We start from the raw sequence: 23282 nt of genomic DNA, 5'->3' as shown, positions 1-23282 counted from the left end.
GACCTTGTTTTTTCATCACAGGTTGAAGTTGAAAGGGAAAAATTGATGAAATTTTCTGCAAAAAGCACCGCGCTTCTGTTGCTTCTTATGGGCTGTGGCGGAGTGGAGACAGATTCCACAACCGATGCCGTTATTGATGCCGATGCCACCCGTTGGACCAATCCACGCTTAATCCCTATCTGTTTTGTGAACAGGTCGGCGGTGAGCGACGAAATTTATCGGGATCTTCTGCGCACAGCGGTCAATGAGTATGCACGGGCTGGTGTTTACTTCCAGAAATGGCGTGACTGCCGGTCTGAGGATTACTCCAAACCCATCATCCGCGTGAAGTTCAAGCTGGGTCACAACTGGGATGGAAACGGCAGTTACAGTTATGGTGGTGGCATGTCCAAGGTGGGCATGACCCGCTATGGAATCCAGGGTGAAAATGGAGCCACACTTTGGATTCGTATGGATGATCATTATCCGTATTCAAACAGATCCAAACGGAAAACCGTAATGGCTGGAACCAGGGCGGCCTTTCTTCATGAGATAGGTCACGCGCTGGGTCTTTTGCATGAACACACGCGTACAGATTATCGGCCGGCTCATGGCGAATGCCAGGCTGGTGCCAATCACGCCAATGTTTACGAAAATTCATCGGTCGATTATGTGGGACGGCCCGATTATGACTCGGTGATGTCGTACTGCAATTTGAAGGCGGAGCGACTGTCCGCGGGTGATATCGCCGGGATCCGGGCCCTTTACCCGGTCCTGAAACGCTACTGATCCGACGTTGAACGGAGCTGGCTGGTTTCACTTCTTGAAGAGTTTCTCGGCCAGCTCCAGATGTTTCGAACTTTCCAGATCCTTGCCCTTGGTCGACATATCAAAGAGTTTCAGTCTGGCTGCATCCTTGTCATGTGGCTTTTGCGCCAGACACTGCACCACATGTTTGCCGTCGACCAGGCCCTCCTGATAAAACAGGATTCGCAGACCCTTGATCTCCCGCAGGATCTCATTCGAGGTGTAGTAGAGGTTGCGATAGGATTCGCTTTGGGGAATCGCCTCCGGCATTTCCGGAACGCCCAGGGATTCAATCAGGAGCGTGGCGCCCTGCTTCATTGCACTCATGATGTTCGTGTAATAACGCGAGACCGAGGGGCGGAAGCGGGTCATGATAATGCTGTCGTATTCCATGATGCCGAAAAGATAAAGATCGAGGTCGGCGGTTTGCGCCTCGATGGTCACCCCGGTCTCGCGAGCCAGGGTTTTGGCCCGTTCCACAGCGACCTTGCTGATGTCAAAGCCTTTGACCTGGAATCCCTTCTGCGCGAGGTAAACGGCATTGATGCCTTCGCCCATCGCGATGTCCAGAACCTTGCCTTTTTCGAGGCGCGGCAGCATTTCCACCAGAAATGGATTGGGGGCCTTGCCCTGCGCAAACACTTTTTCAGTATAGTGCTGATCCCAGTATGTTTTGGCATCCATAGCCACCCCCCTTTCCCCTGGACATGGTCACGGGTTGAGGCGTCAACCCTACTCCCTGTTTTAACAAAGGTTTCATGAAAGACAAAGCCAGAGTGAAAAGAGGGGGAGTATAGGGTGGGGTCAGGTGTTCGATCAAGTCACAAAAATTCGATTCCCGTGGCCCCGTGGGCACACTATCCTCAGCCGAACAAAAGCTCACAAATGAATGGTTGCGGGCACCTGGGGGAATCCGCTCCGGGTGCCTCTTTCTGCCTCGTCTCTTTGGGGAGTGTGAGTCGCGTCGAGCCGACCGTGATTATTTTTTTCTACTACACCTCCGTAGCCGCCTGATCCATAGTGTGGGCAGAAGAATCGCACATTCATAACAACGCTGGCATGAGCCTGAGGGGGAATCATGATACTGCGAAGAATGTTCCCGGTCGCCCTGAGCCTTGGTTTTTGGAGCCTTATGCAGACCTTGCAGGCCGCCCAGCCTTGTTCGGTCCCAGGCTATCGCGTGGGCGCCGCCCAGGACGATATCACCGGGCCGGTTGCGGAACTGGGCATGCTCGGTTACGCTGATTTGGGCCAGGTTGGCGAGGGGCTGCATATGCGGCTGCGAAGTCGCACCCTGGTGGTGAGCAACGGCTGCGGCCAGGAGCCGGTGGCCATGGTGATTGCCGACCAGGCGCTGATGTTTCATGGCGTGAAACAGGCGGTCCTGGATCGCTTGCAGAAGGAATTGCCCGGAGTTTTTCAACATAGGAATCTGATCCTGAGTGTGACCCATACGCATGCGGGGCCGGGCGGTTACGCGCATCATGCGCTTTACAACGTGACGACTCTTGGTTTCAGTCGGGCGAATTTTGAAGCGATCGTGGCGGGAACCGCGCGTTCGATCGTCAAAGCCTGGCGGCAGCAGCAGCCGGCTGAGCTGTTCATCAGCCGAGGGGAACTCGATGGCATTCAATTCAATCGCTCGCTGGAGGCTTATGAAGCCAACCCCGATCACCAACTTTTCGGGCAGGCCTCCGATCCCGAGATGATTCAGATCAAGGCGGTGGCAGAGAACGGCCGGCCTCTGGCTTCGTTCAACTGGTTTGCCGTGCACGGCGTGTCGCTGCCACTCAGCAATAAATTTGTGAGCGGGGACAATAAGGGCCTGGCGGCCTATCAGTTTGAAAAAAGAATGGGAGCCACCTATCTGAAGGATGGCGAGTTCGTTGCGGGATTCGTGCAGGCCAACTCCGGGGATATCAGTCCCTATGATATTTCCCATCCGGTGCCGGCGGAGGTGGATGGTTATCCCCGCAATTCAGAATCGGCGGATGCGCAGTACAAAAAAGCTTTTGAACTTTTCGAACAGGCGCAGGAGGAGATCAGCGGACCTTTGGGGGCTGTGCATTCCTTTGTGGATATGGCTTATCATGAAGTGGATGGTGCCTATACCGGTCACGGGCCTCAGAAGACCTGCAACGGCGCGCTCGGTGTGGCCTTTGCCGCGGGAACGGAGAATGGTCAGCCGCTGAGCATCTTCAAGGAAGGCACGGTCTATGGCGTCGACTGGCCGAAGATCACGCTTATGCCTCAGGAACAGGCCTGTCATGCGGAGAAGGTGATCCTTCTGCCGACTGGCTTTGTGCTGCCGCATCCCTGGACAGCGCGCGTGGCTCCGTTTCAGATGCTGCGCATTGGGCAGCTCGTGATCGTGGCCGCACCTTTTGAAATTACGACCATGGCCGGGCGGCGTTTGAAAAAAGCGATCCTCGATATCATGGCCCCGGCAGGCGTGAAATACGTAGCGCTAAGTGCTCTGGCGAATGAATATCTGCATTATGTGACCACACGCGAGGAGTACAGCAAACAAAATTATGAGGGGGGTTCGACGCTGTTCGGACCCTGGTCCCTCGCGGCATATACCCAGATTTACAGCGAACTCGGAACCGCCCTGCGGGATGGACGGGCGGTGGATCCTGGTCAGCCGCCGCCGGATCTCTCGGATGATCAGCTGATTGTGAAACACGGCGTGATATTTGATACGGCGCCGTTCGGCAAAAAATGGGGTGATGTGAAGCGGGATGCGGCCGCGGTCTATGCGGCGGGTGCCCGGATTGATGTGCAGTTCTGGGGGGCGCATCCGAATAACAGTTTAAACGGAAGGGATCGGACGCTGCTGACCGTGCAAAAGCTTGTCCAGGGCGGCTGGCAGGCGGTGCGCTATGACTGGGACCCGGATACGTTTTATCATTGGCAGCGCGATGGGATATCCGATTCCCTCATCACGGTGAGCTGGCTGACCGCAGCGTCCACTGCGGCCGGGACCTATCGCATCTGTCATCAGGGGCATGGAAAGCAGATTTTTACCGGGGTGTTCAAACCTTATCAGGGTTGCACGCGGGCCTTTGAGCTGGCCACGCTGCCGATGGCTCAGAAGTAGTAGCGTCCGCCGATCGCGATATCGATGATAAAGGCGGATTCATCCACGATCACGAGGGCCGGTCCCAGCTCGCCGAAGAGCTGGATCGGGACCTTGCGGAAAATGTAAGCCACGCCCACCGGGAAGCGGATACCGATTTCGCTTTCGTCGTCGTTGTTTCTTTTTTCGTGCTGGTAGTAACGGGCGCCGACGCCGAAGTAGAGATCGATCGGTATGCGGTCGATCACAATGATATCCCGGCGGTACCAGAGGTGATCCAGATTCAAACGCAGGTAATCGTCGCCCCAGCCGAGGGCCGCGGCAAAGCTCTTTTGCTTTTCGTGATAGTAGTTGGCACTGATCCCGGTGGGATCAATCAGGGAAATACCCAGGCCGAAGGGGCCGTGCGTAGCCGCATGGGCTGGTGAGGCGACAGTCAGCATCAGCAGGGTGGCGCGCAGAAGTTTGCGTAACATGCGGTCTCATTCTCCTTTGTCTTCAGACCCAAAAGCCTTCGAGCCATCGTTCGACCGGGTCGATATCGAATTCATTGGCGAGACCCACGAGTCGCGAGATGCTGGAAATATCATCCAGATCGATAGGGTCCTCCAGTATAGTATCGAGACGTTGGTAGCGGGCGCCAAGGTAATTTCTCATTTTATAGTCGACGGCGCTTTTCGCGGCCGCATCCAGGATCATATCGATCAGGTCCGCACGGAACCAGTCAAGCCAGCCGAGATTATTTTTGGGGGTGCTCAGGACTTTCTTCCCGCGCGTCGTGCCGATCGACAGGACCACGACCTTGTGCCAGTCGGCCCCACCGTGATCATCGCGCACGGCTTCGCTCAGAGCGGTATCGCTGGGATTGTTGGCCCAGAGTCCACCGTCGATGTATTTGGTGACATGACCTTCGACATCGGTGGTATTCACAGGAAAATAAACCGGAGCCGCACTGCTGCTCATCACCGCATCGACCAGGGTGGCATCGCGAAGAGGTGAGCCGGGGAAGTTGCTGAAGGAAACCGTCTGCCAGATGCCTGACTTATGCCTGGCATCAAAGCTCGGGATCACCATGGTCCTCTTGACCTCGGCCAGGGTTTTTTTTCCAAAGTACTGCTCAAAGAAACGGCGCCGGCCTTCCCCATACTTGCTTCGGTTCATGTAGGCGAGGTCGTCCATCATCCCGGGATAAACCGTGCGCTCGAAAATATCCGGGCCGTCCTTCGCAAAGAAATCCACGATCTGGCTCGGGGACCAGCCGCAACCCAGGCCGGCGGCGATAATCGCCCCGCCGCTGACGCCGGCGATCATATCGACCTTGTCCAGGATCTTGAACTGATCGTGCAAGCGGAAAAGAAGCTGAGCGGAGTAAATCGAACGCAGACCACCACCATCCAGCGCCAGGATCTTATAGAACATCCAGACTGCCTCCAAAATCTTAAGTCGGGACACTGACGAGGGAAGTGCCCCTGTTTTGGTGTTTGCTCAAGGCTATGAGATTATCTCTATTGAGTATAGCTTGAAATGAGGGGGGCGGGAATGATGGATTGTGGGGTGTGTCCGGTGAGGGGCTGGCTCCTCACTGGAGGGATGAGTGAAGTGGGCTTTTCAAACGCTTTCTCATTTATAGGTAGTGAACGAATTTCATCGATCATGTTGGCTTCAAAATAGGAGTGCAGTTTTGGATACATTGCTTTGAACCTTTTATTTGTACTTCTGTTGCAATGAAAATCATCAAAGCTCGAGGCAAAGAACTCAGTTATACGGGACATCCGATAGGATGAAATCGGATCCGCTATTGACGGTTAGCTTGAAGTTACCTGACGTAATTTGTGATTCATTTGAGATCAATACTGTCGATCGCACTGGTTCGGGTGACTCCTTTGAGCGCTATACTGTTAACAATGGTGGCTTCATTATCGGGGATCGTGGCAAATCGCGAGGCTCCGGCATTGAATACATTGATCGCCATAAGGCATATGTCCTGGTCAGGCTTCATTCGAACAATCTGCCGCTCTTCAAAGCTGATGGTTCACAATTCAGTAAGCTGGAAGCTGTGAGCACCATAACCGAACCTTTCCTGAACATGAATTTACGCCGCAGGCTCTGCTTGAATGCTAGAGACTCAGGTGGCAAATAGAGTAAATGGTGACCAGTTCCCTATAGTTTATCTTAATGATATTATTAAACCAATTAACTTTCCAGGAAAGGATGGGATCATGGTTCGAGTGAAGTGGGAGAAGGTTACGAAATTTGCAGAACGCTTTGGAAAAAAAATAGCGCCCTTTGTTGGATTCTTTTTCATGGCCCTGGGCATTTACCTTGGAATCAAGAAAGATGAAAGGGAAACCTTCGAATATGAAAAGGCAGATATGGTCGTCAGCCGGGTAATTTCACTGAAGTCTCAACTTTACGCGTACTATGAAGCGGTCAAATTTTTCCAGGTAGAGCGCAGAATGTCGCGTCACCACTAGGCGATTCAGAGTTTGAGTTGCTTGAAGATACCTATGTCAAGCAGATTGGAAAAATCGTGAGCTCTATTGACGACATGATCAACGACGGAACTTTGTTGATGCTTTTTCCGTCCGATTCGCAGGAATTCATAGAAATTCTTGCGCTGCGCTACCACCTCAGTGTCGAGATGTTGGAAAAACACCCTCTACATTCCGAGAACGGGCAGGTTACCAATACACTCTCTATTGGCTTCACGATATTGAGAAGTTCCATCAGTATCATGGATCTACTTGCGAAGCAAAATACCCAGAAGTTGCATCAAAGCGTGAAAGTGCGAATGAAAGATCTGCAGCTTCTGGATAATGCCCCTGAGATTGAACGAGCAAAAAGCATTCTCCAAATTGCTCACTGATAAGCTCGTCCGATGGCTGCACGATGAGCGACCCGCTCGATGCTGTTGTCGGCCAGGACTCCAGAAATTAAACGTGTCGAATGAGTATATATGCCTAGAACGAAAAGCCCAACGTCAAATTCAGTCCCATAAAAGATGATTGCTTGATGGCCTTCTCGATGTTCTTATCCCAATAATCTGTCTCAGACTGAGTCCAGGTTCCGTCCGGATATTCATTTTCATACTTCCAGCTGGAGCTACTGATAACACCCACCCACTCCGCACCTAAATAAAAATAATCCCACTGCCATTCGTTTCCTATGACAAGGTGTGGACCGATCGATTGACCCTTGGAAGTGAGGTAGGTTGTGACACCGCCGGTTTCCGGAATATAAAAATCCCGAATCGTGATCTCAAGATTTCTCTGTGTAACGCCCAACGCATAGTAAAAACTGTTGCCTAGAAAGGATTGGAACTCAAGGCTATAGAGATTTTCCTTGTAGGTAAGACCCAAAAACTCGATAGATGACATGGAGTAAGATACATCAATCCGGTTGTCCCCTGGGAGAAAGAGACCGAAATTGGATCCCGACCCATTGACTCCGCCATGCACCCCTGCCTGGACGAACTTGTCTTTCCGAACCTTGGCGCTTGAACCGGAATCTGCCAGGGCGTATGGGATGTTGAGTAACAATACAAAGACACTGATGGTCCGAAGAGCTTGCATGACAGTCTCCTTGAACGGAACTGATGCGACCTATCGACCTGCTCTCCGCCATGAGATAGTTAATTTTTTAAGTCATCGGATTGATTTGGTTTTGTGTGAAAATTGGGTGCCCCCTGCAGAGGGGGCGTCTGACGAAGCAGGTCCTGACTCATTTCACGCTGACCGCGGGCGCGACCGATCTGATCGGATGCAGCATGGAGTGATCCTGGGTGAGGTAGACCATCTTGTACTGGGTTTCCCGAATTCCTTGACTCACTCGCCAGGCCTTGAATCGTTCATAGGCGTTCGGAAGAGTGACTTGAATTTCAATCGGATGAAGGCGCATTGTGGTGCGCTTGGATCTGTATTCCATGTTGATCGCTTGCAATTGGGCATCGACTTCACGAGCGAAATTTTCGCACAAAGGCGATCCTCCACCCGATGTTTCCACAAAAAGATCATAACGCGATGCCGCCACATTCGCAAATGCCAGGTAAAAGGAAAGTTCGACTTTCAGTTTTCGACTGACTTCGGACACGGCACTGATCAACTGCTGTTCGTAAAGCTTTTCACCACTGATGCTGGTAATGCCTTTGCCTTTCTGCACGAAGACGATTTCCGGAGTGCTATTGCAGAAGCCGGTGACCTCGACGATATCATGGATGTTGTAGCGGTAAAGGCCACAGTAGTTGGTGATGATAATATAATACTGCTGGCCCTTTTCCAATTCATGAGCCAGGTAAATACGCGGCTGGCTTTCGTCGATGTCCTCCACCTTAATAAATTCATAAAAATTGTCATTGATCGATAAAACGCCGCTTGGATCATTGAGACGGAGCGGCATGGATCCCCTTAACTCGGAGGCCACATACCCGGGATCTTTAATCGAGACCTGCCCGTAATACGCAGGGAGGCGGCTCAGGTAATTGGCGCAGTTTCCCCCCGTCCAGCAGCCCAAAACCTTTAAATTTTTCCAGACCTGTGAGGGGCGAAGTTTTCGTTCAGGGTCAGACGCAATGCACTGTCGCAAAACCTCAGCCCGACGAGGATTCGGGGCACGCTTGAGTTTCTGTGTGATGGCGAGGGGGACGTTGGGATTGCTGCAAACGCCGGATTCCAGATCCTGGATGAGCGAGTCCTGCCACTCCTCCAACTTTTTCCCCAGGAGGAGAAAGGTGCTTGGATTGGCTGTCATCATCATACTGATATTCTGATCCAGGCTATAGAGTAGGATGGCATAATATTTTGCCTCGGCATCACTGATGCCGTAAATTTCGGGGGGCAGGGCATACATGGATCGGACCACGCGATTGGCATTCTTCATAACGTTACCCGTGGCTGACCCAATAGCTGCGCCCCCAGGCGCAAACTCTTCAACGACGGGGCTGGTTATATGAAGGATTTTTCCGGAAAAAGCTTCCGGGCAGCCCTTATAGATAAGATAGGCGCTGGCCTTGGAAAACGCCTTGTTGGTTACCTCTTCGGTAAAGGAGCTGATGGGGATGTACTTGGGCTTGCCTGTTGAACCACTTGTGGAGGCATAAAAGTCCGGCAACCCTTTGACGACGGCGTTCGGCTTGCCATCCATGCTCGCCTCAACGAATGGCCGTATGTCTTCGTACTCCATGATCGGAACACGACGTTGAAATTCCTGGATCGACTCAATTCCCGACAGCCCAAGCTTTTTCCCTAGATCGGTCGAGGCATGAGCTTTCAAAATATTCAACAGCGTCTTCTCCTGCGTTTTTTCCGGGTCATCCGTGCCGTTGAGGATATGCTTGAGCGCTTTTTTGCCGGAAACGGCCAGGCCTAGAGAGAAAAGCTTTTGCATCAGAGGCTTCATCGAGACATCTCCAACATTTTAAACAGGAGCGACCAATCTTCGTTGCTTCGAACCGTATGAAATCCGGCTCCCAGGTCTTTGGCTGCTCTTCCATCTGTTTCCACACGATCACCGACGATCAGGATCTGATCCGCGTCAAGATCCAGCTCATTTAAGATCTTGAGATAGCTGAAGAGCTGAGGTTTAAGATGGCCGTTTTCCTCGGCTGACGTCATGACATCGAATAGGTTGATGTCAATGCCCAAGGCCTCGAGACGCTCCGAAACGAAACCGTAGTCAGAGCACACCGCAAGCTTTATCCCTTGATCCTTGACCTTCCGCAGCAGCGCTCCGGCTCCAGGTCTGACCATTTTCGGCTTCAGAATGGAAATGAAACCAGGATAGAATTTTTTTTCATACCAGGTCCGAAAAGCCTCAGGGTTCCTGGGAGAGGAGACCCTTGATGCCTCGGCCACAAGGCTCTTCTGGTCGGGAAAACTTGCAAAGCGCACGGCGTCCCGTCCCCATTCCAGGCGCATCAGGAACGGCAGAAAGAAAAGGTTTCTCTGGATGAGTTGAGGCTTGAGCCAGCGGGACTCGTAAAGCGTCCCGTCCAAATCAAAAATAATGCCCTTAAACCGTGACCAGTCTTTCATGTCTCAGACTCCTTGAAGCAGGCCCCTGCTTATTCAAGAAGCACTCCAATTTTTTGGTGCCATAAAAGTCTGTAATTGCAGCTGGTTGATTCGGTGCTTCGGAGGGAGTCGTTGGCCGTGTGTGCAGCGGATTCACCGCGGACCCTGAGCTGGGAAGGAATTTGATAGGGTTTTCGGGAGATTGACTGTCTAAAAAGGAAAATCGGTCTGGAGTATCCAGGAATGCGACAGCCGAAGGCTGGATTTACACTTCTGTGAGCCGCCGTCATCTTCAGGACGGCGGCTTACAAGGCTTCAACCGTCGTCAACATGCCCAATCTTAAGAAGCTCCAGAACCGGACGGTTCTGTTCCCGCGACTTTTGCCGATCGATGAAGAACGTCAACTGCCAATCATTATGGTCATCCGGGTCAATCAGTGTTTGCTCAACCTTCCAACCCTCCGGATTCTGCTGCGGCCTGACCCGGCAGTGCTGGGGATGGCGGGCCTGGCGATCGGTGATGATGGCCTGATGATCGTCGAAGTAAGGGGTGATGGCATTGGTGAGGGAGGCCACGGTCCACTGGCCGCCTTCAATCACAGCCAAGGCTCCTTCAGCATCACCAGCCGCCAGCGCGCGAACCAGACGGAAGACCTCGTTGCGGATTTGTACCGTGAAGGCCCGCATGTCGCGGGTGATATCGGGTGCTTCAGGCGCGGCTTCCGCAGTGGCCTCTTCGAGGATCGCGGTGGGGTTGCGCAGCTTTTCCCACTCGTCGAGGAGGCTGGAGTCGATGTTTCGGATCATGCGCCCGAAGTAGTCGATCATGCCTTCGATTTCCTCGTTGCGGTAGGACTCAGGAACGGTTTGCACCAGTACCTTGTAGACTTCCATCAGATAACGGAGTAGCAGGCCTTCGGCTCTTTGCTGCTCGTAGTCGCGGATGTATTCCTCGAACGAGAAGAAGGACTCATACATTTCGCGGGCGATCGACTTGGGTCGGATGTTTTCATTGCCGACCCAGGGGTGCGTTGCTGCGAATTGGTTGAAGGTTTCATAGATGAACTCGCGGTTGGGCTTGGGATATTCCAGCTTTTCGAGTTCGGCCATGCGTTCTTCATACTCAATGCCATCGGCCTTCATTTCAGCCATTTTCCGCGACTTGATGCGATCGAGCTGCTTGCGCAGAATCAATTCCGGGTTTTCCAGAATGGATTCAACCAGGGTTAGAAGATCGAGTGCAAAATCCGGAGCAAAGGGATCGAGCAGCTTGATCGTATCGAGAAGATACAGAGCCAGAGACTGATTCAGCGAAAAATCCGTCTGCAGGTTGCTGTCGACCAGGATTTTCTTATGACGGTATTCCGCCAGCCATTCAAAGCGGATGATGCCGCGTTCCACGAGCGAGCGGAACATTTGAAAGGCGGTTTTGGTCAGCGTTCGTTTCGCCTGCGGGGTCTCATGACATTCGCGGATGAGTTTTTTCATAGCGCGACAGCCATCGCCATCGCGACTCAGGATATTGAGCAGCATGGCATGCGAAACCTGGAAGCTCGACGTCAGCGATTCCGGTGGGGAACTGATCAAGCGGTTGAATGTGTTCACATCCCAGTGCACGTAGCCTCGTTCCGGTGGCTTCTTTTTGACGATCTTTTTCAGTTTTTTGGGATCACCGGCGGCCTTGTTTTCCATCGACAGGTTTTCGACCACATGCTCGGGAGCCTGGACCACGACGGTGCCGTGATCATCGAAACCCTTGCGTCCGGCACGACCGCTGATCTGCTGGAAATCGCGGACGCTCAGGATAGTGGCCTTGCTGCCATCGTATTTACAGAGCTTGGTGAAGAGCACCGTGCGGATCGGGACGTTGACGCCGACGCCCAGCGTGTCGGTGCCGCTGATGACTTTCAAAAGACCTTTTTGCGCCAGCTGTTCGACCAGCAGGCGGTATTTCGGCAAAAGGCCGGCGTGATGCAGACCAATGCCGTGTTTCAAAAGGCGCTGAATTTCCTTGCCATAAGGGCTGGAAAATTTCACGCCGGTGAGAGCCGCGGTGATGGCCGCTTTTTCCTCTTTGGTGGCAAAGTCCACCGACATGAGTTTCTGGGCTTCCTCGGCGCAATCGCGCTGGGTGAAGTTGACGAGATAGATGGGAGCCTTGCCGCCAGCCAGAAGACTCTTGATGGTCTCGTGCAGCAGCGTTTCCTGATAGACGAAGGTCAGCGGCACCGGCCGATCGTTGGAACGCACGACAGTCGTTTCGCGTCCGGTGAGGTCCTTCAGCCCCTTTTCGAAAAACGTGGTGTCACCCATGGTGGCTGACATCAGAAGAAAACGCGACTTCGGCATGGTGAGCAGGGGCAGCTGCCAGGCCACGCCGCGTTCGCGGTCGGAGTAATAGTGAAACTCGTCCATGATAACATCATCAACCGGCGCGTTTTCACCTTCGCGTAAGGCCATGTTTGCGAGGATTTCCGCGGTGCAGCAGATGATGGGAGCTTTGCTGTTCACCGAAGCATCGCCGGTGATCATGCCGACCTGATCAGCGCCGAATTCCCCGCAGAGTGCCAGGAATTTTTCATTCACCAGGGCTTTGATCGGGCAGGTATAAAACGACCGCCGGCCATGGGCCAGCGAGTGAAAATGCAAGGCGGTGGCGACCAGGGATTTGCCGGACCCGGTCGGGGTATTAAGAATGACATTGCCGCCATCAAAGAGCGCAAGTATGGCTTCTTCCTGGGCCGGATAGAGCTCAACCCCGCGGTCCTTGACATAGTCAAGAAAGCCGTCGAGCAGGGAGCCACTATCAGTGGAGGTTCCAGGGGCGGGCAGGCGCCGTAAAAGGGGCGCCTCTATCGCATCACGATTCACAGTCCGTCCTTTGTTCTTGGCGGGGCTCGGAAGCCCCGCGCGAGTGGATGGAATGTTGTATCACGAAGGGGGAGTGGGGTCAGATGGAAAAAGGGCCTGGACGTCTCCACGCTTAGGAGGCCAGGGATCCAGGCCGCGCGGCCCAATGTTTTGTTTCAGTAGTACTCAGAAACACGCGTGTAGATGCCTGGGATATCAGGCTGGGCGCAGCCGAGGCCCCAGCTTACGACACCGACGACCGTGAGCTGGCTGCCGTCATAGGTAAAGAGTGGACCGCCGGAATCCCCCTGGCATGAGTCGGTGGCAGGCGCATAAGCACAGAGACTTGTGGGGAAGATTTTATCGCTGAAGCGCACGCCGGCGGCATCGGTGAAGATTCTGCCATTCCGATCGCGCAGGCCATCCAGTGCAGTTTTGCAGGATGCGTTGCTGAGCGTGCTGACGGCTGTGTACTTGAGGGTGTCGCTGCTGGATCCTCCCTGGGAAGTGGCGCCCCAGCCCGCAGCATAGGTCGTTGTCCCGGTTGATGGAAAAGACGCGCTGGTGTTAACAACCGCTGGCGGAAGGCTGCTTGTCCCGTCAAGGTCGACCCAGCCGATGTCATGGATGCTGGTGTTCCGCTCATATCCTTCATGGATGGAAAGTTTTTTCGCCCGGAATCGCTCACCGCTGGCATTGCGTTCGGTGCCTATGTCCGCAGGAGCATCGCTCAGCATGCGGCTTCCCAGCACTACACTGACGTTGGTCACCATAATTCCATCAGCATCATAGGTGCCAATGTCCGCGAGACAGTGAGCGGCTGTGAGGATTGTATCGGAGTCTATGAGTGTCCCGCCGCAGAAGGCTTGATTTCTGGCAACCAGCCTGCCGTCCTGTTCGCCCGGCTTCTTATAATAAATGTCACCCTGAAGGGAGGCCACGGATTGAAACAAACGATCATAGAGATCCTCTGACACCTTGGCTCCACCAACTATGTCAAGATTGCTGTTTGCATGGTCCGGATTGACCTTGCCGCAAGCTGTCATGACTGACCAGCCAGTCAGGAGTAGGATCGGGATAACACTTAATTTTCTCAACATGTTAATTTTCTCCTAATTCACATTTGCTAATTGTTAAACGCGGGTCCCGGAGAAATCGTGCATGGATAATCAAAAAAATTAGCTCGCTGGCCAATTTCCTGGCGCAAGATAGTCGTGTGCGTCGATAGGTCCAGAAGCCGTGCCTGGAACGAGGGAAGTTGGCGAACTCAACAACCTTGGCTACGAGTATTTCGGAGAGGCTGGCATCAAGGGGCTCCTCTGCCTGCGCAAGCGTGGAAAATCCAAATACAATATTTCGGTGGTCCAACATCAAAGCGATCTTTGGAATGACAACAACATACTCCGCGACTGAAGTCTCACCCAATCAAAGATGGGAAAGGATATTGACCAGCTTTCCGAAAGGATCGCGAACGTAAAACCGCCTCACGCCCCAGGGCTCGTCCGTAATCTCGTACTCGATTTTAAACCGAGCCTTTTTCATCTGGCGATAGGCCTCGTCCACATCATCCACCTCGATGGATATGTCGGGGACCGCCGTTCCCGAACCCCCTTCCGACATGAAGCTGATTTGAACGCTCATTTTCGCCCTGGAGCCATAGGTTGCAATCCAGCCGAGATCCATTTGAACATCCAGGCCGAGAACGCCTTCATAAAACTTCTTTGCGGCCGAAATTTTTTTGACCGATACATTCGTTACAATGCGCTTTACCTTCACGTCCTTTGTCCTTTCAGCCTGGATTAACCATTCTTCCGAGCTCCACCGAGGAATGCTATGATGGAAGTATCGTGATCTTTCTCAATCAATTTATCGATGGATCCTGGAGCTGATGGTTAAAATTACTGGTTATCAAACAGTACAGGAAATTTTCAGCTCCAACAATTCCCGCGTATTTCGTACCATTCGGGCCAGCGATCAGCAATCGGTCATCGCCAAAGTCCTGGTCGATGAAAACGGCCATGTGAAAGACAAGGCAGCTCTGAGGCGCGAGTATCGCCTTCTCAAAATCGTGGACTCCCCTCACATCATCAAGACCTTGGGTATCATCGAATCGGCGGATCAATACGCCCTGTTCACCGAAGACTTCGGTGCGATCGATGCCTATGCTCTCCGGCAGCAGCATTCTCTGCCTTTGGCCGAGGTTCTGCAAATCGGACTGGCGACCGCGCAGGCCATTGAGGTGCTGCATCGGCACAAGATCATTCATAAGGACATTTCTCCACAGAATATTTTGGTCAATCCTGAAACATTCGAGATTAAGGTCATAGATCTCGGCATTTCTTCCGAGCTCGAACGGGAAAGCCAGGAAATCTCGACTGAAAGTGGGCTGGAAGGAAACCTGGCCTATATTTCCCCGGAACAGACCGCCCGCCTTTCACAGGATTTGGATTATCGTACGGATTTCTATTCCCTGGGTGCGACGCTTTATTTCCTGATCATGGGCGTGCCTCCGTTTGAAGCCGAAGATGAGCTGGGTTTTATCCATCGTCACCTGGCGGCGACTGCAAAAAGGATCGACAGCATCCGGCAGGACGTGCCCAAGGTCGTGGCCGATATCATCGAAAAGCTCCTGATGAAGGATCCGGAGGATCGCTATCAGAATTCCTTTACACTGATTCAGGATCTCAGTCGTTGCCTGCAGGAATTGAAGCAAACCGGAACCATCAGGACGTTTTCGATCGCTGAGAACGATATACCCGAAAAATTCAGTCTTACGCAGCGGCTTTACGGTCGGGAGCAGGAACTCGAGACCTTGCTGCAATCCTTTGAAAACGCCTGCCATGGACAGTGTGAAATCCTTCTGCTATCCGGTCAGGCCGGAATCGGCAAATCCCGTTTCGTTGCGGAACTTAAAGCTCGCGTTTTCCTGAAGAGCGGTATCTTCATCAAAGGCAAGTTCGAGCAATTCTCCCGAAACCTTCCTCTCAGTGCCCTGCCTGATATGATGGCCGAGCTGGCCGATGAGATCGCCCGCCGACCCCGCCATGAATTTGCGCGCCTGCGGGATGATCTCAGGCGGGCCGTAAGCATCAACGGACAGATCATCGTGAATATAGCCTCCGAGTTCGAAGCCATCCTGGGCAAGCAGCAGGACCTTCAGGAGTTGAACCCCGACCAGGCCCAGGTGCGACGCAAACTGACCATGATTGACTTTTTCCAGGCCTGCGCCCGCAAAGAACACCCCTTGATTATCTTTCTGGATGACCTGCAATGGGCCGACACAGCGTCCATCAATCTCATTCAGGATCTCATCCTGTCGCATCGCATCCAGCATATGCTGATCATCTGCGCCTGGCGAAACAATGAAGTTGGGATCACCCATCCTTTCGCAGAAATGATCGAGAAGCTGAACGAAGAGGCCTGCTCTCCGCGCCAGCTCAGGCTGGGTCCCATCCGGGAACAGGATGTTGAAAAAATCATCGCCGATACTTTGCATAAGAGCCACAGCGAAGTCTCTGACCTTACGCATGTCATCTACAAAAAGACCGAGGGCAATCCCTTTTTCATCAACGTCCTTCTCAAGACTTTGTTTCATGAGGGACTCATTCGCTTTGCCCGGGACCGGGGCTGCTGGATGTGGGATCTTGCCGCAATCGAAGCCTATCCTGCCCCTGATGATGTCGTTCAGTTCCTGATTGAAAAGTTTGGAAAACTGCCGGAGTCTTCGACAGAGGCCCTGAAGATCGCCTCCTGCCTGGGGAATGAATTCGATCTGGCAACCCTGGCCGAACTTTTGCAAAAAGATCGCGCGCATGTGATGAGCGATCTCCAGGATTCGATCAAGACCGGTCTGATCATGCCGTTGAGTTCTCAATACCGCTACCTCTCGGACACCGCGAAAATCGATCCGTCCCATATCAATATCAACTTGAAATTCCAACACGACAAGATCCAACAGGCGGCCTATAACCTTATCGGCCATGAAGTGCGACAGAGAACCCATCTGAGCATTGCCCGAATTCTTGACTCAAGTCCTAAACACAAGGACCGGTACCTTGAGATCGCCAGGCATTACAATGAAGCTCTTTCGTTCATCACGAGCGAGGCCGAGAAAAAAGAGGTCATCGCGATCAATCTGAAGGCATTGAAAATCGCCAAGGACTCGACGTCCTATGCCGCGGCCTTTCAACTGGCGAAAGCGGCCGAGTTCATCCTGGGAGATCAGCCCTTCCGGGACCATTATGAATTGGCCTTTGCGGTGCACCATGAAATCTGTGATCTGGCCTTCATGCTGGGCGACTTCGCACAGGCCGAGCAATATGCGAATGTGCTCTTGACTCATTCGCGAGATCAGCTCGATCGCGAGCGCGTGCTTCACCTTAAAATGGTCCATTGCGAATCCCTTTTTCAGCCGGAAAAAGGCATCGAAGTGTTCAGGGAAAGCTGCAGGAACCTGGACATGCGGTTCCCTCACCGTCCCACCCATCTTCATTTCCTCATGGAGTTTATTTGGGTTAAGTGGAAATTGAGGAAGATCAAGCCGGACGAGATTCTCAGACAGGAATTCATAACCGATCCACTCATCCGGCATAAGATCCAGGATCTGAGTGTGGCTCTGGTTTTCTACTACATGTCGAACAAAACCGCGGCGACGATGACGGCTTTATTGCGCTGCATGAGACTGACTTTGAAACATGGTCTCGCGCCCGAATCGTCCTATTTGTATGCGACCTTTGCCACTCTCCTGCATTTCCTCGGCGATCATAAGAATGGCAAAAAGTTCGCGGAGCTTGGCCTCAAGTTGGCGGATCGATGCGATGACATCACATGGAAGACCAAAACTTATTTCATCTATGAAACAACGCTTCATTTCTGGCACTTCAGCCAGCATGAAATCAAAGCGTATATTGACAAGGTCACGGACCTGACCTTGAAGTCGGGGATGAAATTCTCTTTTTTGGTTTTTCACCACCGGGCTTATTATCCACCGCTTCATCATGTGGATGATTTCATCAATACCATTGATAAATACCATGACACCATCAAGGAATCCCACAATCAGGACCTTATCGATGGCGTAAGGCTGGCCCAGAGTGTTTATCTGAATCTCAAAGGCTTAACCGCTGGAGCGGATAGTCTGAGTTGGGAGCACTATGATGAACAGCAGGGCATACGTAAATTCAAGTCGGTTATCTACTATAACCTTGCGAAGCTGTTCAAGGGCCAGATCCTCTTTTTCAACGGGCATTACCGGCAGGCCGTCGAGGAACTCAAAGTCTCATGCCAAGGCATCGCGCTGGTCGGCAATGTCGCGGAATTTTGGGCTCTCTACTGCTATTTCCTGGCCGCGGCCGCGGACTATGCCACCGCCCGCAGCTTCCGTAAACTCAAGATCCGCTGGATCATGTTCCGTATTTATCAGAAAATGCGCGCCTTCGCCGACCACAATCCCGACAACTTTCAGCATGCCAAACTCCTCTTTGAAGCGGAATACGCCAGAGTCCGGAAAAGGCCCTTTCTTCAGGCGATCGAACTCTATGAACGGGCGGTCGATTCTGCCAAAGCCTATTCCAAGGAAGCGGAAGTTTACGCCCGTCTGGTGACTCTGCGTTATGTCAAGGAATGCGGGGCCACGGCTTTCGTTGGACAATATCTTGACAAGGCCATCGAGGCTTTCACGGAATTTGGCGCCACGCGTATGGTGGAGCTGCTGAAAAGCGGGAACCAGCAAGTGACGGCGGCTGATCCTGTCCAGGGCAGGCATACCAGGCTGAGCGCCTCGTCCACCTCCATGGCGCGAAAAGGGGGCATCTCGGAGCTTGACCTGAAATCCCTGTTTAAGGTTGCGGAGTCACTTTCGGTTGAACGGAATATCGATAAGGTTCTGATCAAGCTGATGCATGTCCTGGTGGAAAATGCAGGGGCTGAAAAGGTGGCTCTGATTATTCACAATGATAGCACGCAGCAGTTTTGCGTGAGAGCCCGAAAGCTGGCAAAGAATCTCGAACCCGAAGTGCTGAACGTTCCTTTGGAACAGTGCGAATATCTTCCGATTGAACTCATCGAGGCCGTGATTCGGCTTCCGAAGATCACCGTCATGACCAAACCCATCTCCAGGCTGCTGGTTCCCATCATGTACCGCAGCAAATTATCCGGAGTCATTTATCTCGAGAACAATGACGTCAAGGGCGCCTTTCGCAAGGAACGTGTCGAGGTTTTCAGTGTACTGGCCGCCCAGGCCGCCGTGTCGATTGAAAATGCCGAATTCTATGAGGAACTGGAAGAGAAAGTTCGCGTCCGAACGCAGAAGATCAGGTCCATCATGGAACACATCCAGCAGGGCATCCTGACGATTCTGCCTGACAAAACCATCCACGACGATTACTCCAGGCATCTGGAACAACTCTTCGAGACGCAAAATATCAGCGGCCTCGATGCCATGAAATTTTTGTTCGGTCATGCCAACACCGGCAGGGATCTGAAATCACGATGTTCGTCTGCTCTCGATGCCTGTCTGGGCGAGGATGAGATCAGCTACTCGCTGAATAAGCAGAGTTTCATCACCGAGTTCGTGTTCAACGGTCGAGACAGGCAGAAGCTCCTGAGCCTCGACTGGCATCCTATCGTGGACGCCCAGAGGCACATTGAAGGCATACTGGTCACCATCAAGGATGTGACGGAACTGAGGTCGGCTCAGGAGGAAGCCCGCGCTGGCCGCGAGGAGTTGCACATTATCGAAGAGATCCTTGACATGGAGCCAGGTAAATTCGAGAGCTTTATCAAATCGACGACGTATCTCCTCACGGAAATCAACAGCATCCTCGCCCAGGCAACGATGGATGAAGGCGGCATAGGCCAGATGTTCATGAATTTGCATACGTTGAAAGGCGTGTGCCGTGCGTTTGACTTCCGCAAGCTGACAACGCGCGTCCATGAATCGGAAAGCTACCTTGTGGAAGTTCGCCAGGGTTCAAGGAAATTCGATGGCGACGAATTCAAGGTCATTGTCAATGGCGTCTGGCAGACCCTGGACATGTATGTCGCCACCAGCCGGAGTCGGCTGAAAAGGTCGGACAACGGTATGGATGGCATCATGGAAGCCATCGGAAATGCCATAAAAGCCCTGGAGTTGAATGAACACCATGGATCAGGAAGTCGCGAAGCCATTTATCGCAGTCTGTTTGAAGACCTGTCCTGCTACTATTATACGGCCGCGCACGATCTCTTCGCTGAGATTCTCAACGATATGACGCGATTGGCTCCGGATCTGGGCAAAGCTCATCCGAAGATCGTGATTAACGACGCTAACGTGAGTTTCCCTCCCGACGTGTGCAGACTTTTGAAGGACGTGTTCGTTCATCTGGCACGAAATTCGATCGATCATGGGATCGAGTCCGTTGAGCAGCGGCGCCGGTTGGGGAAACCTGAGCAGGGCCTGATTCAGATCGATATCGAAGTCAACCGCGATCGGACGCTGTTGATCCGTTTCAAGGACGATGGGGCAGGCCTGGATTTGGATGCGATTCGTCACATTGGGCTGGAGAATGGATTGATCCGATCGGATCGTGACCATACCCCGCGTGAATTGAGCGAGCTGGTATTTTTCTCGGGATTCTCGACCAAGCAATCGGTCGATGAGATCTCAGGGCGCGGAGTCGGTATGGATGCGGTGCGACGGTATCTGGAAAAAGTCCAGGCCAGTATCGGGATTGAGTTTTTGAATGACAAAGGGAAAGGGTGTGTCCCCTTCGCCTTCAAAATCATAGTGCCGCAGAGTTTGTACCAAGTGGCAAGGGCACGTGCTGTGGCGTGAATTTCTGGTGCCGACCGGCTGGGCCAGTCGGCACAGAGTATTCCTAGAACGTCATGCCAAGGCGCAGGTAATACTCGCGGCCCTTGATATGATAGATGCTGGAGTCGACGTCACCAAAGTTGGTGTCGTCGATACCACCCTGTTTGTCGAGCAGGTTGATCACACCCAATGCCAGGCGGCTATTGTCGGTGATGGCATAACGAACCTGAGCGTCATAGCGGGTATACTGCGGCAGCCGATCGCCCCGGTTGGTAAACTTCTGATGCGTACCAATCGTGGAAGCGGTGAGCGTTGCTCCGTAATCGCGTGCGAAGTTGCTGTCGACCTCGTTCATCATCTTCCACTTGTAACTGCCGTTTTGGCCCAGCTGGTCTTCCATCGGCTTGTTTTTAGGTTCATTCTTGTCTTCCAGATACCAGGTCCCGAGGGAGCGGAACTGCGTGGTGACATCACCCGTGCGCAGGGTGTAGTTCAGGTTCACGTCCACACCGGAGCGGATGATGGTCGACAGGTTCTGCAGAGGGTAGTCGATGTGAAGGATCTTGTTGTTGTCATTGGGGTCGCGCACAACCAGAGGATCCGCTTCGTCGACCAGATCCTGCAGATCGCGACGGTCGATCAGATCGCGCGAGATGATTTTCCAGTAGTCGGCCGATACCGAGAGATCATCGATAGGCTGGACCACAAAACCCAAACCGTAGACGAAGGATTTTTCAGGGTCAAGGTCAGGGTTTCCGCGGCGCAAGTTTTTCACCTGGCCGGCCGTGGTCACAGGATCTGCTTCGCAATCCTCGCGGCTGATGCCATTGGCTTCGCAGTAGGGATAGTCCACCACGCTGTTGAATGACACGCCGGTGGCGCCGTTCAACTGGTCAAGACTCGGGGCCTTGAAAGCCGTTCCCACACTGCCACGCAGTTTCAAGAAATCCGACGGAGTCGACAGCAATTGCATCTGCGGGCTGAACGCGGCGCCGAAATCCGAATACTGGTCGTAACGAGCCGCCAGGCCCACTTCGAGCGCGCGAGCAAACGGCAGGTTGGTTTCCACCGCAGCAAAGGATACGGTCCGATCACCTTTGCCACCGGCACCGGCGACGTTGATGAGGGCGTCGAGCTGCGAGGATTCGTCGTCGAAACTCACTTTGTAGGTTTCGGCAAGGAAACCGGCAGCCACAGCAAAGCCGATGTCACCACCACCGAGCTGCCCCAAAGTGGTCGTGGCCGAGGCTTCCAGACCGCTGGCCATGGTTTCTTCGGAGTAGCTCGAATCCGTCACGAGGCGAGCACGAATGCCTTCCAGGTCGCGTTCCGGATCCCAGGGAATGTACTCACCGGTGGTGATGATTTCATTGAAAACCGAGGTACGCAGCTTGTTGCTGGATGTCGAATCGGTTTTGGAACTTGCGGTGTTCAAGGACAACTTCCACTCCCAGCCGCCGTCCGTGGCGCCGCCGATCCCGACCTGAGCGCCCAAAAGATCCGCAGTTTTTTCCGTCGTGGAATTCCCGAAATCGTTCAGGCGCAGCAGCATTTCCACACCACCGCTGGCGGGCTTGGCGCCGCCGAAGCCCGGGAAGAGTTGATCGAAACGAGCCTGGGGCATGGCGTCGATCACGGACTGGTCGATTACGGTGGCCTGGCCGCCTGCGTTATTCTCGGGGCGCAGTTGCGACCTTGTCACCTGGTGGGTCGCGATCACTTTACCCGTGATGTCGAAATTATTCATGGGATAAGTGAAATTATAAAGGCCCGACACGCGCTCAATGGAAGGCAGAAGCGCATTGTAGGTATTGTAATTGAAGAGACAGGAGGTATCCTGAACCGGGACGCCGTTGGCGTCTTCCGCATAGTTGGGACAGCCTTCCGCCGGCCAGTAGCCGACATCATCCGGCGTGGGACCTGTGGAACCACCATAAACGCCGGGGTAACCGAAGCCGCTCACGCGGTCCTTGGAGAAGTCGCGATCCTTGGCAATCAGCATGTCCTCTTTATGTATGTTGATGACCAGAGTTGATTGAAGGTTCCCTGAGTTCAGGCCAATCACGCCGTTGAGAGAGCCGGAGCCACCACCTGGCCTTGTGGGCTGCGAAACCTGCAGTTCCACCATGGTGCCTTCGAACTGTTTACGCGTGATGATGTTGATCACACCGCCGATCGCATCGGAACCGTAGATGGCGGCCGCGGCCTGATTCAGAACTTCGACCCGCTCAATCGCTGCCAGAGGCAAGGAGTTGAGGTCGAAACCTTCCAGCTCGGGATGTTTCGGCATGCGAACGCCATCGATGAGGACCAGCGTGCGTCCTTCGCCCAGGCCCTTCAAGCTGATCGCACTGACGCCACCGGCGACACTGGATCCGCCGCCATCGAAGGCGGACGACGTACCGGAAAAGTTACTGAGCAGTTCGCGCACCGAAGTTACGCCGGAATTATCGATCGTTTCACGATCAATAACACTGACGGGTGATGCTCCTTCGACATCAATGCGTTTGATGCGGGACCCTGTCACCTGAATTTTCTCGGATCGTTTCTCTTCGGTTTTCGCTGCTTCCTGGGCCAGAGCCTGGGAGCCCTGTGCTCCCAGGAATATGGCCAAAGGTATAATGGCTGCCGGCTTCATAGTCATGTTTGTCCTTTCCACTAGTTTGCCACAGTGTTAGCACACTTTTTTTTGCAAGTCAGTTGTTGTCATGGGTGTGGAAGCGAGGGGGTTTTGTGGAAGGCACTAAGGCTTTTCGGCTTGGACTAA

17 protein-coding genes are annotated in these 23282 nt (G+C 53.2%); 7 read left to right on the top strand and 10 right to left on the bottom strand.

All coding sequences use genetic code 11. From position 1 onward, the window contains the following. Nucleotides 1-45 precede the first annotated feature (45 nt). Nucleotides 46-768, top strand: a complete 723-nt coding sequence (locus tag OLTU_RS19880) for a M12 family metallopeptidase (RefSeq protein ID WP_141734511.1) — start codon at nt 46-48, stop codon at nt 766-768. 27 nt (nt 769-795) lie between these two features. Here OLTU_RS19880 and OLTU_RS19875 read toward each other — a convergent pair whose 3' ends face one another. Further along, complete coding sequence (locus OLTU_RS19875; protein ID WP_141734510.1) at nt 796-1470, bottom strand: class I SAM-dependent methyltransferase; 675 nt, start codon at nt 1468-1470, stop codon at nt 796-798. A 394-nt stretch (nt 1471-1864) separates the two neighbouring features. Here OLTU_RS19875 and OLTU_RS19870 point away from each other — a divergent pair, with 394 nt between their 5' ends. Then, entirely contained in the window at nt 1865-3886 is a 2022-nt protein-coding gene (locus OLTU_RS19870; RefSeq protein WP_141734509.1) for a neutral/alkaline non-lysosomal ceramidase N-terminal domain-containing protein, read from the top strand. Here OLTU_RS19870 and OLTU_RS19865 read toward each other — a convergent pair. Then, entirely contained in the window at nt 3877-4341 is a 465-nt protein-coding gene (locus OLTU_RS19865; RefSeq protein ID WP_141734508.1) for a hypothetical protein, read from the bottom strand. The two genes, OLTU_RS19870 and OLTU_RS19865, sit on opposite strands and share 10 nt — an antisense overlap. Nucleotides 4342-4363: 22 nt before the next feature. After that, nucleotides 4364-5284 carry a patatin-like phospholipase family protein gene (locus OLTU_RS19860; RefSeq protein WP_141734507.1) on the bottom strand — a complete coding sequence of 307 codons (921 nt, stop codon included), beginning with the start codon at nt 5282-5284 and terminating at the stop codon, nt 4364-4366. A gap of 361 nt (nt 5285-5645) precedes the next feature. Between OLTU_RS19860 and OLTU_RS32420 the strand changes: the two genes are divergently transcribed. From OLTU_RS32420 to OLTU_RS19850, 3 genes are all read left to right on the top strand, one after another. Next, complete coding sequence (locus tag OLTU_RS32420) at nt 5646-6005, top strand: hypothetical protein (RefSeq protein WP_218110148.1); 360 nt, start codon at nt 5646-5648, stop codon at nt 6003-6005. A gap of 79 nt (nt 6006-6084) precedes the next feature. Then, nucleotides 6085-6339 carry a hypothetical protein gene (locus OLTU_RS19855; protein ID WP_141734506.1) on the top strand — a complete coding sequence of 85 codons (255 nt, stop codon included), beginning with the start codon at nt 6085-6087 and terminating at the stop codon, nt 6337-6339. Nucleotides 6340-6395: 56 nt separating this feature from the next. Next, the gene (locus OLTU_RS19850) at nt 6396-6731 is read left to right on the top strand and encodes a hypothetical protein (RefSeq protein WP_218110147.1); all 336 of its coding nucleotides are present in this window, start codon (nt 6396-6398) and stop codon (nt 6729-6731) included. A gap of 94 nt (nt 6732-6825) precedes the next feature. On the opposite strand, the gene OLTU_RS19845 is transcribed toward OLTU_RS19850, so the two are convergent. The 5 genes from OLTU_RS19845 to OLTU_RS19825 form a co-directional block, all read right to left on the bottom strand. After that, nucleotides 6826-7437 carry a hypothetical protein gene (locus tag OLTU_RS19845; RefSeq protein ID WP_141734504.1) on the bottom strand — a complete coding sequence of 204 codons (612 nt, stop codon included), beginning with the start codon at nt 7435-7437 and terminating at the stop codon, nt 6826-6828. A gap of 148 nt (nt 7438-7585) precedes the next feature. After that, nucleotides 7586-9259 carry a GH3 auxin-responsive promoter family protein gene (locus tag OLTU_RS19840; protein WP_141734503.1) on the bottom strand — a complete coding sequence of 558 codons (1674 nt, stop codon included), beginning with the start codon at nt 9257-9259 and terminating at the stop codon, nt 7586-7588. Further along, entirely contained in the window at nt 9256-9894 is a 639-nt protein-coding gene (locus OLTU_RS19835) for an HAD family hydrolase (RefSeq protein ID WP_141734502.1), read from the bottom strand. Before OLTU_RS19835 ends, OLTU_RS19840 begins: the two co-directional genes overlap by 4 nt. 294 nt (nt 9895-10188) lie before the next feature. Then, nucleotides 10189-12744, bottom strand: coding sequence for a DEAD/DEAH box helicase (locus tag OLTU_RS19830; RefSeq protein ID WP_218110146.1), 2556 nt, complete (start codon nt 12742-12744; stop codon nt 10189-10191). Nucleotides 12745-12899: 155 nt separating this feature from the next. Continuing rightward, complete coding sequence (locus tag OLTU_RS19825) at nt 12900-13823, bottom strand: serine protease (protein ID WP_141734501.1); 924 nt, start codon at nt 13821-13823, stop codon at nt 12900-12902. A 139-nt stretch (nt 13824-13962) separates the two neighbouring features. Here OLTU_RS19825 and OLTU_RS32000 point away from each other — a divergent pair, with 139 nt between their 5' ends. Further along, nucleotides 13963-14136: a hypothetical protein gene (locus OLTU_RS32000; RefSeq protein WP_176736784.1), complete on the top strand. Its 174-nt coding sequence runs from the start codon at nt 13963-13965 to the stop codon at nt 14134-14136. A 12-nt stretch (nt 14137-14148) separates the two neighbouring features. On the opposite strand, the gene OLTU_RS19820 is transcribed toward OLTU_RS32000, so the two are convergent. Beyond that, on the bottom strand, nt 14149-14499 hold the full coding sequence (locus OLTU_RS19820; protein WP_141734500.1) for a VOC family protein: 351 nt from the start codon (nt 14497-14499) through the stop codon (nt 14149-14151). A 112-nt stretch (nt 14500-14611) separates the two neighbouring features. On the opposite strand from OLTU_RS19820, the gene OLTU_RS19815 reads away from it, so the two are divergent. After that, nucleotides 14612-20536: a protein kinase domain-containing protein gene (locus tag OLTU_RS19815; protein ID WP_141734499.1), complete on the top strand. Its 5925-nt coding sequence runs from the start codon at nt 14612-14614 to the stop codon at nt 20534-20536. A gap of 43 nt (nt 20537-20579) precedes the next feature. On the opposite strand, the gene OLTU_RS19810 is transcribed toward OLTU_RS19815, so the two are convergent. Further along, entirely contained in the window at nt 20580-23159 is a 2580-nt protein-coding gene (locus OLTU_RS19810) for a TonB-dependent receptor plug domain-containing protein (protein ID WP_141734498.1), read from the bottom strand. Nucleotides 23160-23282 lie beyond the last annotated feature (123 nt).

The sequence above is a fragment of the Oligoflexus tunisiensis genome (assembly GCF_001748245.1).
In the GTDB taxonomy this organism is placed as follows: domain Bacteria; phylum Bdellovibrionota_B; class Oligoflexia; order Oligoflexales; family Oligoflexaceae; genus Oligoflexus; species Oligoflexus tunisiensis.
Note: the sequence above shows the minus strand (reverse complement) of the source record. Positions and strands in the feature narration are given on the sequence as shown.

What these genes read in the sequence shown, in the direction of transcription:
- OLTU_RS19860 (WP_141734507.1), bottom strand. Translation starts at nt 5,284, where the DNA reads ATGTTCTATAAGATCCTGGCGCTGGATGGTGGTGGTCTGCGTTCGATT.
- OLTU_RS19815 (WP_141734499.1), top strand. Translation starts at nt 14,612, where the DNA reads ATGGTTAAAATTACTGGTTATCAAACAGTACAGGAAATTTTCAGCTCC.
- OLTU_RS19875 (WP_141734510.1), bottom strand. Translation starts at nt 1,470, where the DNA reads ATGGATGCCAAAACATACTGGGATCAGCACTATACTGAAAAAGTGTTT.
- OLTU_RS19845 (WP_141734504.1), bottom strand. Translation starts at nt 7,437, where the DNA reads ATGCAAGCTCTTCGGACCATCAGTGTCTTTGTATTGTTACTCAACATC.
- OLTU_RS19870 (WP_141734509.1), top strand. Translation starts at nt 1,865, where the DNA reads ATGATACTGCGAAGAATGTTCCCGGTCGCCCTGAGCCTTGGTTTTTGG.
- OLTU_RS19865 (WP_141734508.1), bottom strand. Translation starts at nt 4,341, where the DNA reads ATGTTACGCAAACTTCTGCGCGCCACCCTGCTGATGCTGACTGTCGCC.
- OLTU_RS19825 (WP_141734501.1), bottom strand. Translation starts at nt 13,823, where the DNA reads ATGTTGAGAAAATTAAGTGTTATCCCGATCCTACTCCTGACTGGCTGG.
- OLTU_RS19810 (WP_141734498.1), bottom strand. Translation starts at nt 23,159, where the DNA reads ATGACTATGAAGCCGGCAGCCATTATACCTTTGGCCATATTCCTGGGA.
- OLTU_RS19855 (WP_141734506.1), top strand. Translation starts at nt 6,085, where the DNA reads ATGGTTCGAGTGAAGTGGGAGAAGGTTACGAAATTTGCAGAACGCTTT.
- OLTU_RS19835 (WP_141734502.1), bottom strand. Translation starts at nt 9,894, where the DNA reads ATGAAAGACTGGTCACGGTTTAAGGGCATTATTTTTGATTTGGACGGG.
- OLTU_RS19880 (WP_141734511.1), top strand. Translation starts at nt 46, where the DNA reads ATGAAATTTTCTGCAAAAAGCACCGCGCTTCTGTTGCTTCTTATGGGC.
- OLTU_RS19840 (WP_141734503.1), bottom strand. Translation starts at nt 9,259, where the DNA reads ATGAAGCCTCTGATGCAAAAGCTTTTCTCTCTAGGCCTGGCCGTTTCC.
- OLTU_RS32420 (WP_218110148.1), top strand. Translation starts at nt 5,646, where the DNA reads ATGAAATCGGATCCGCTATTGACGGTTAGCTTGAAGTTACCTGACGTA.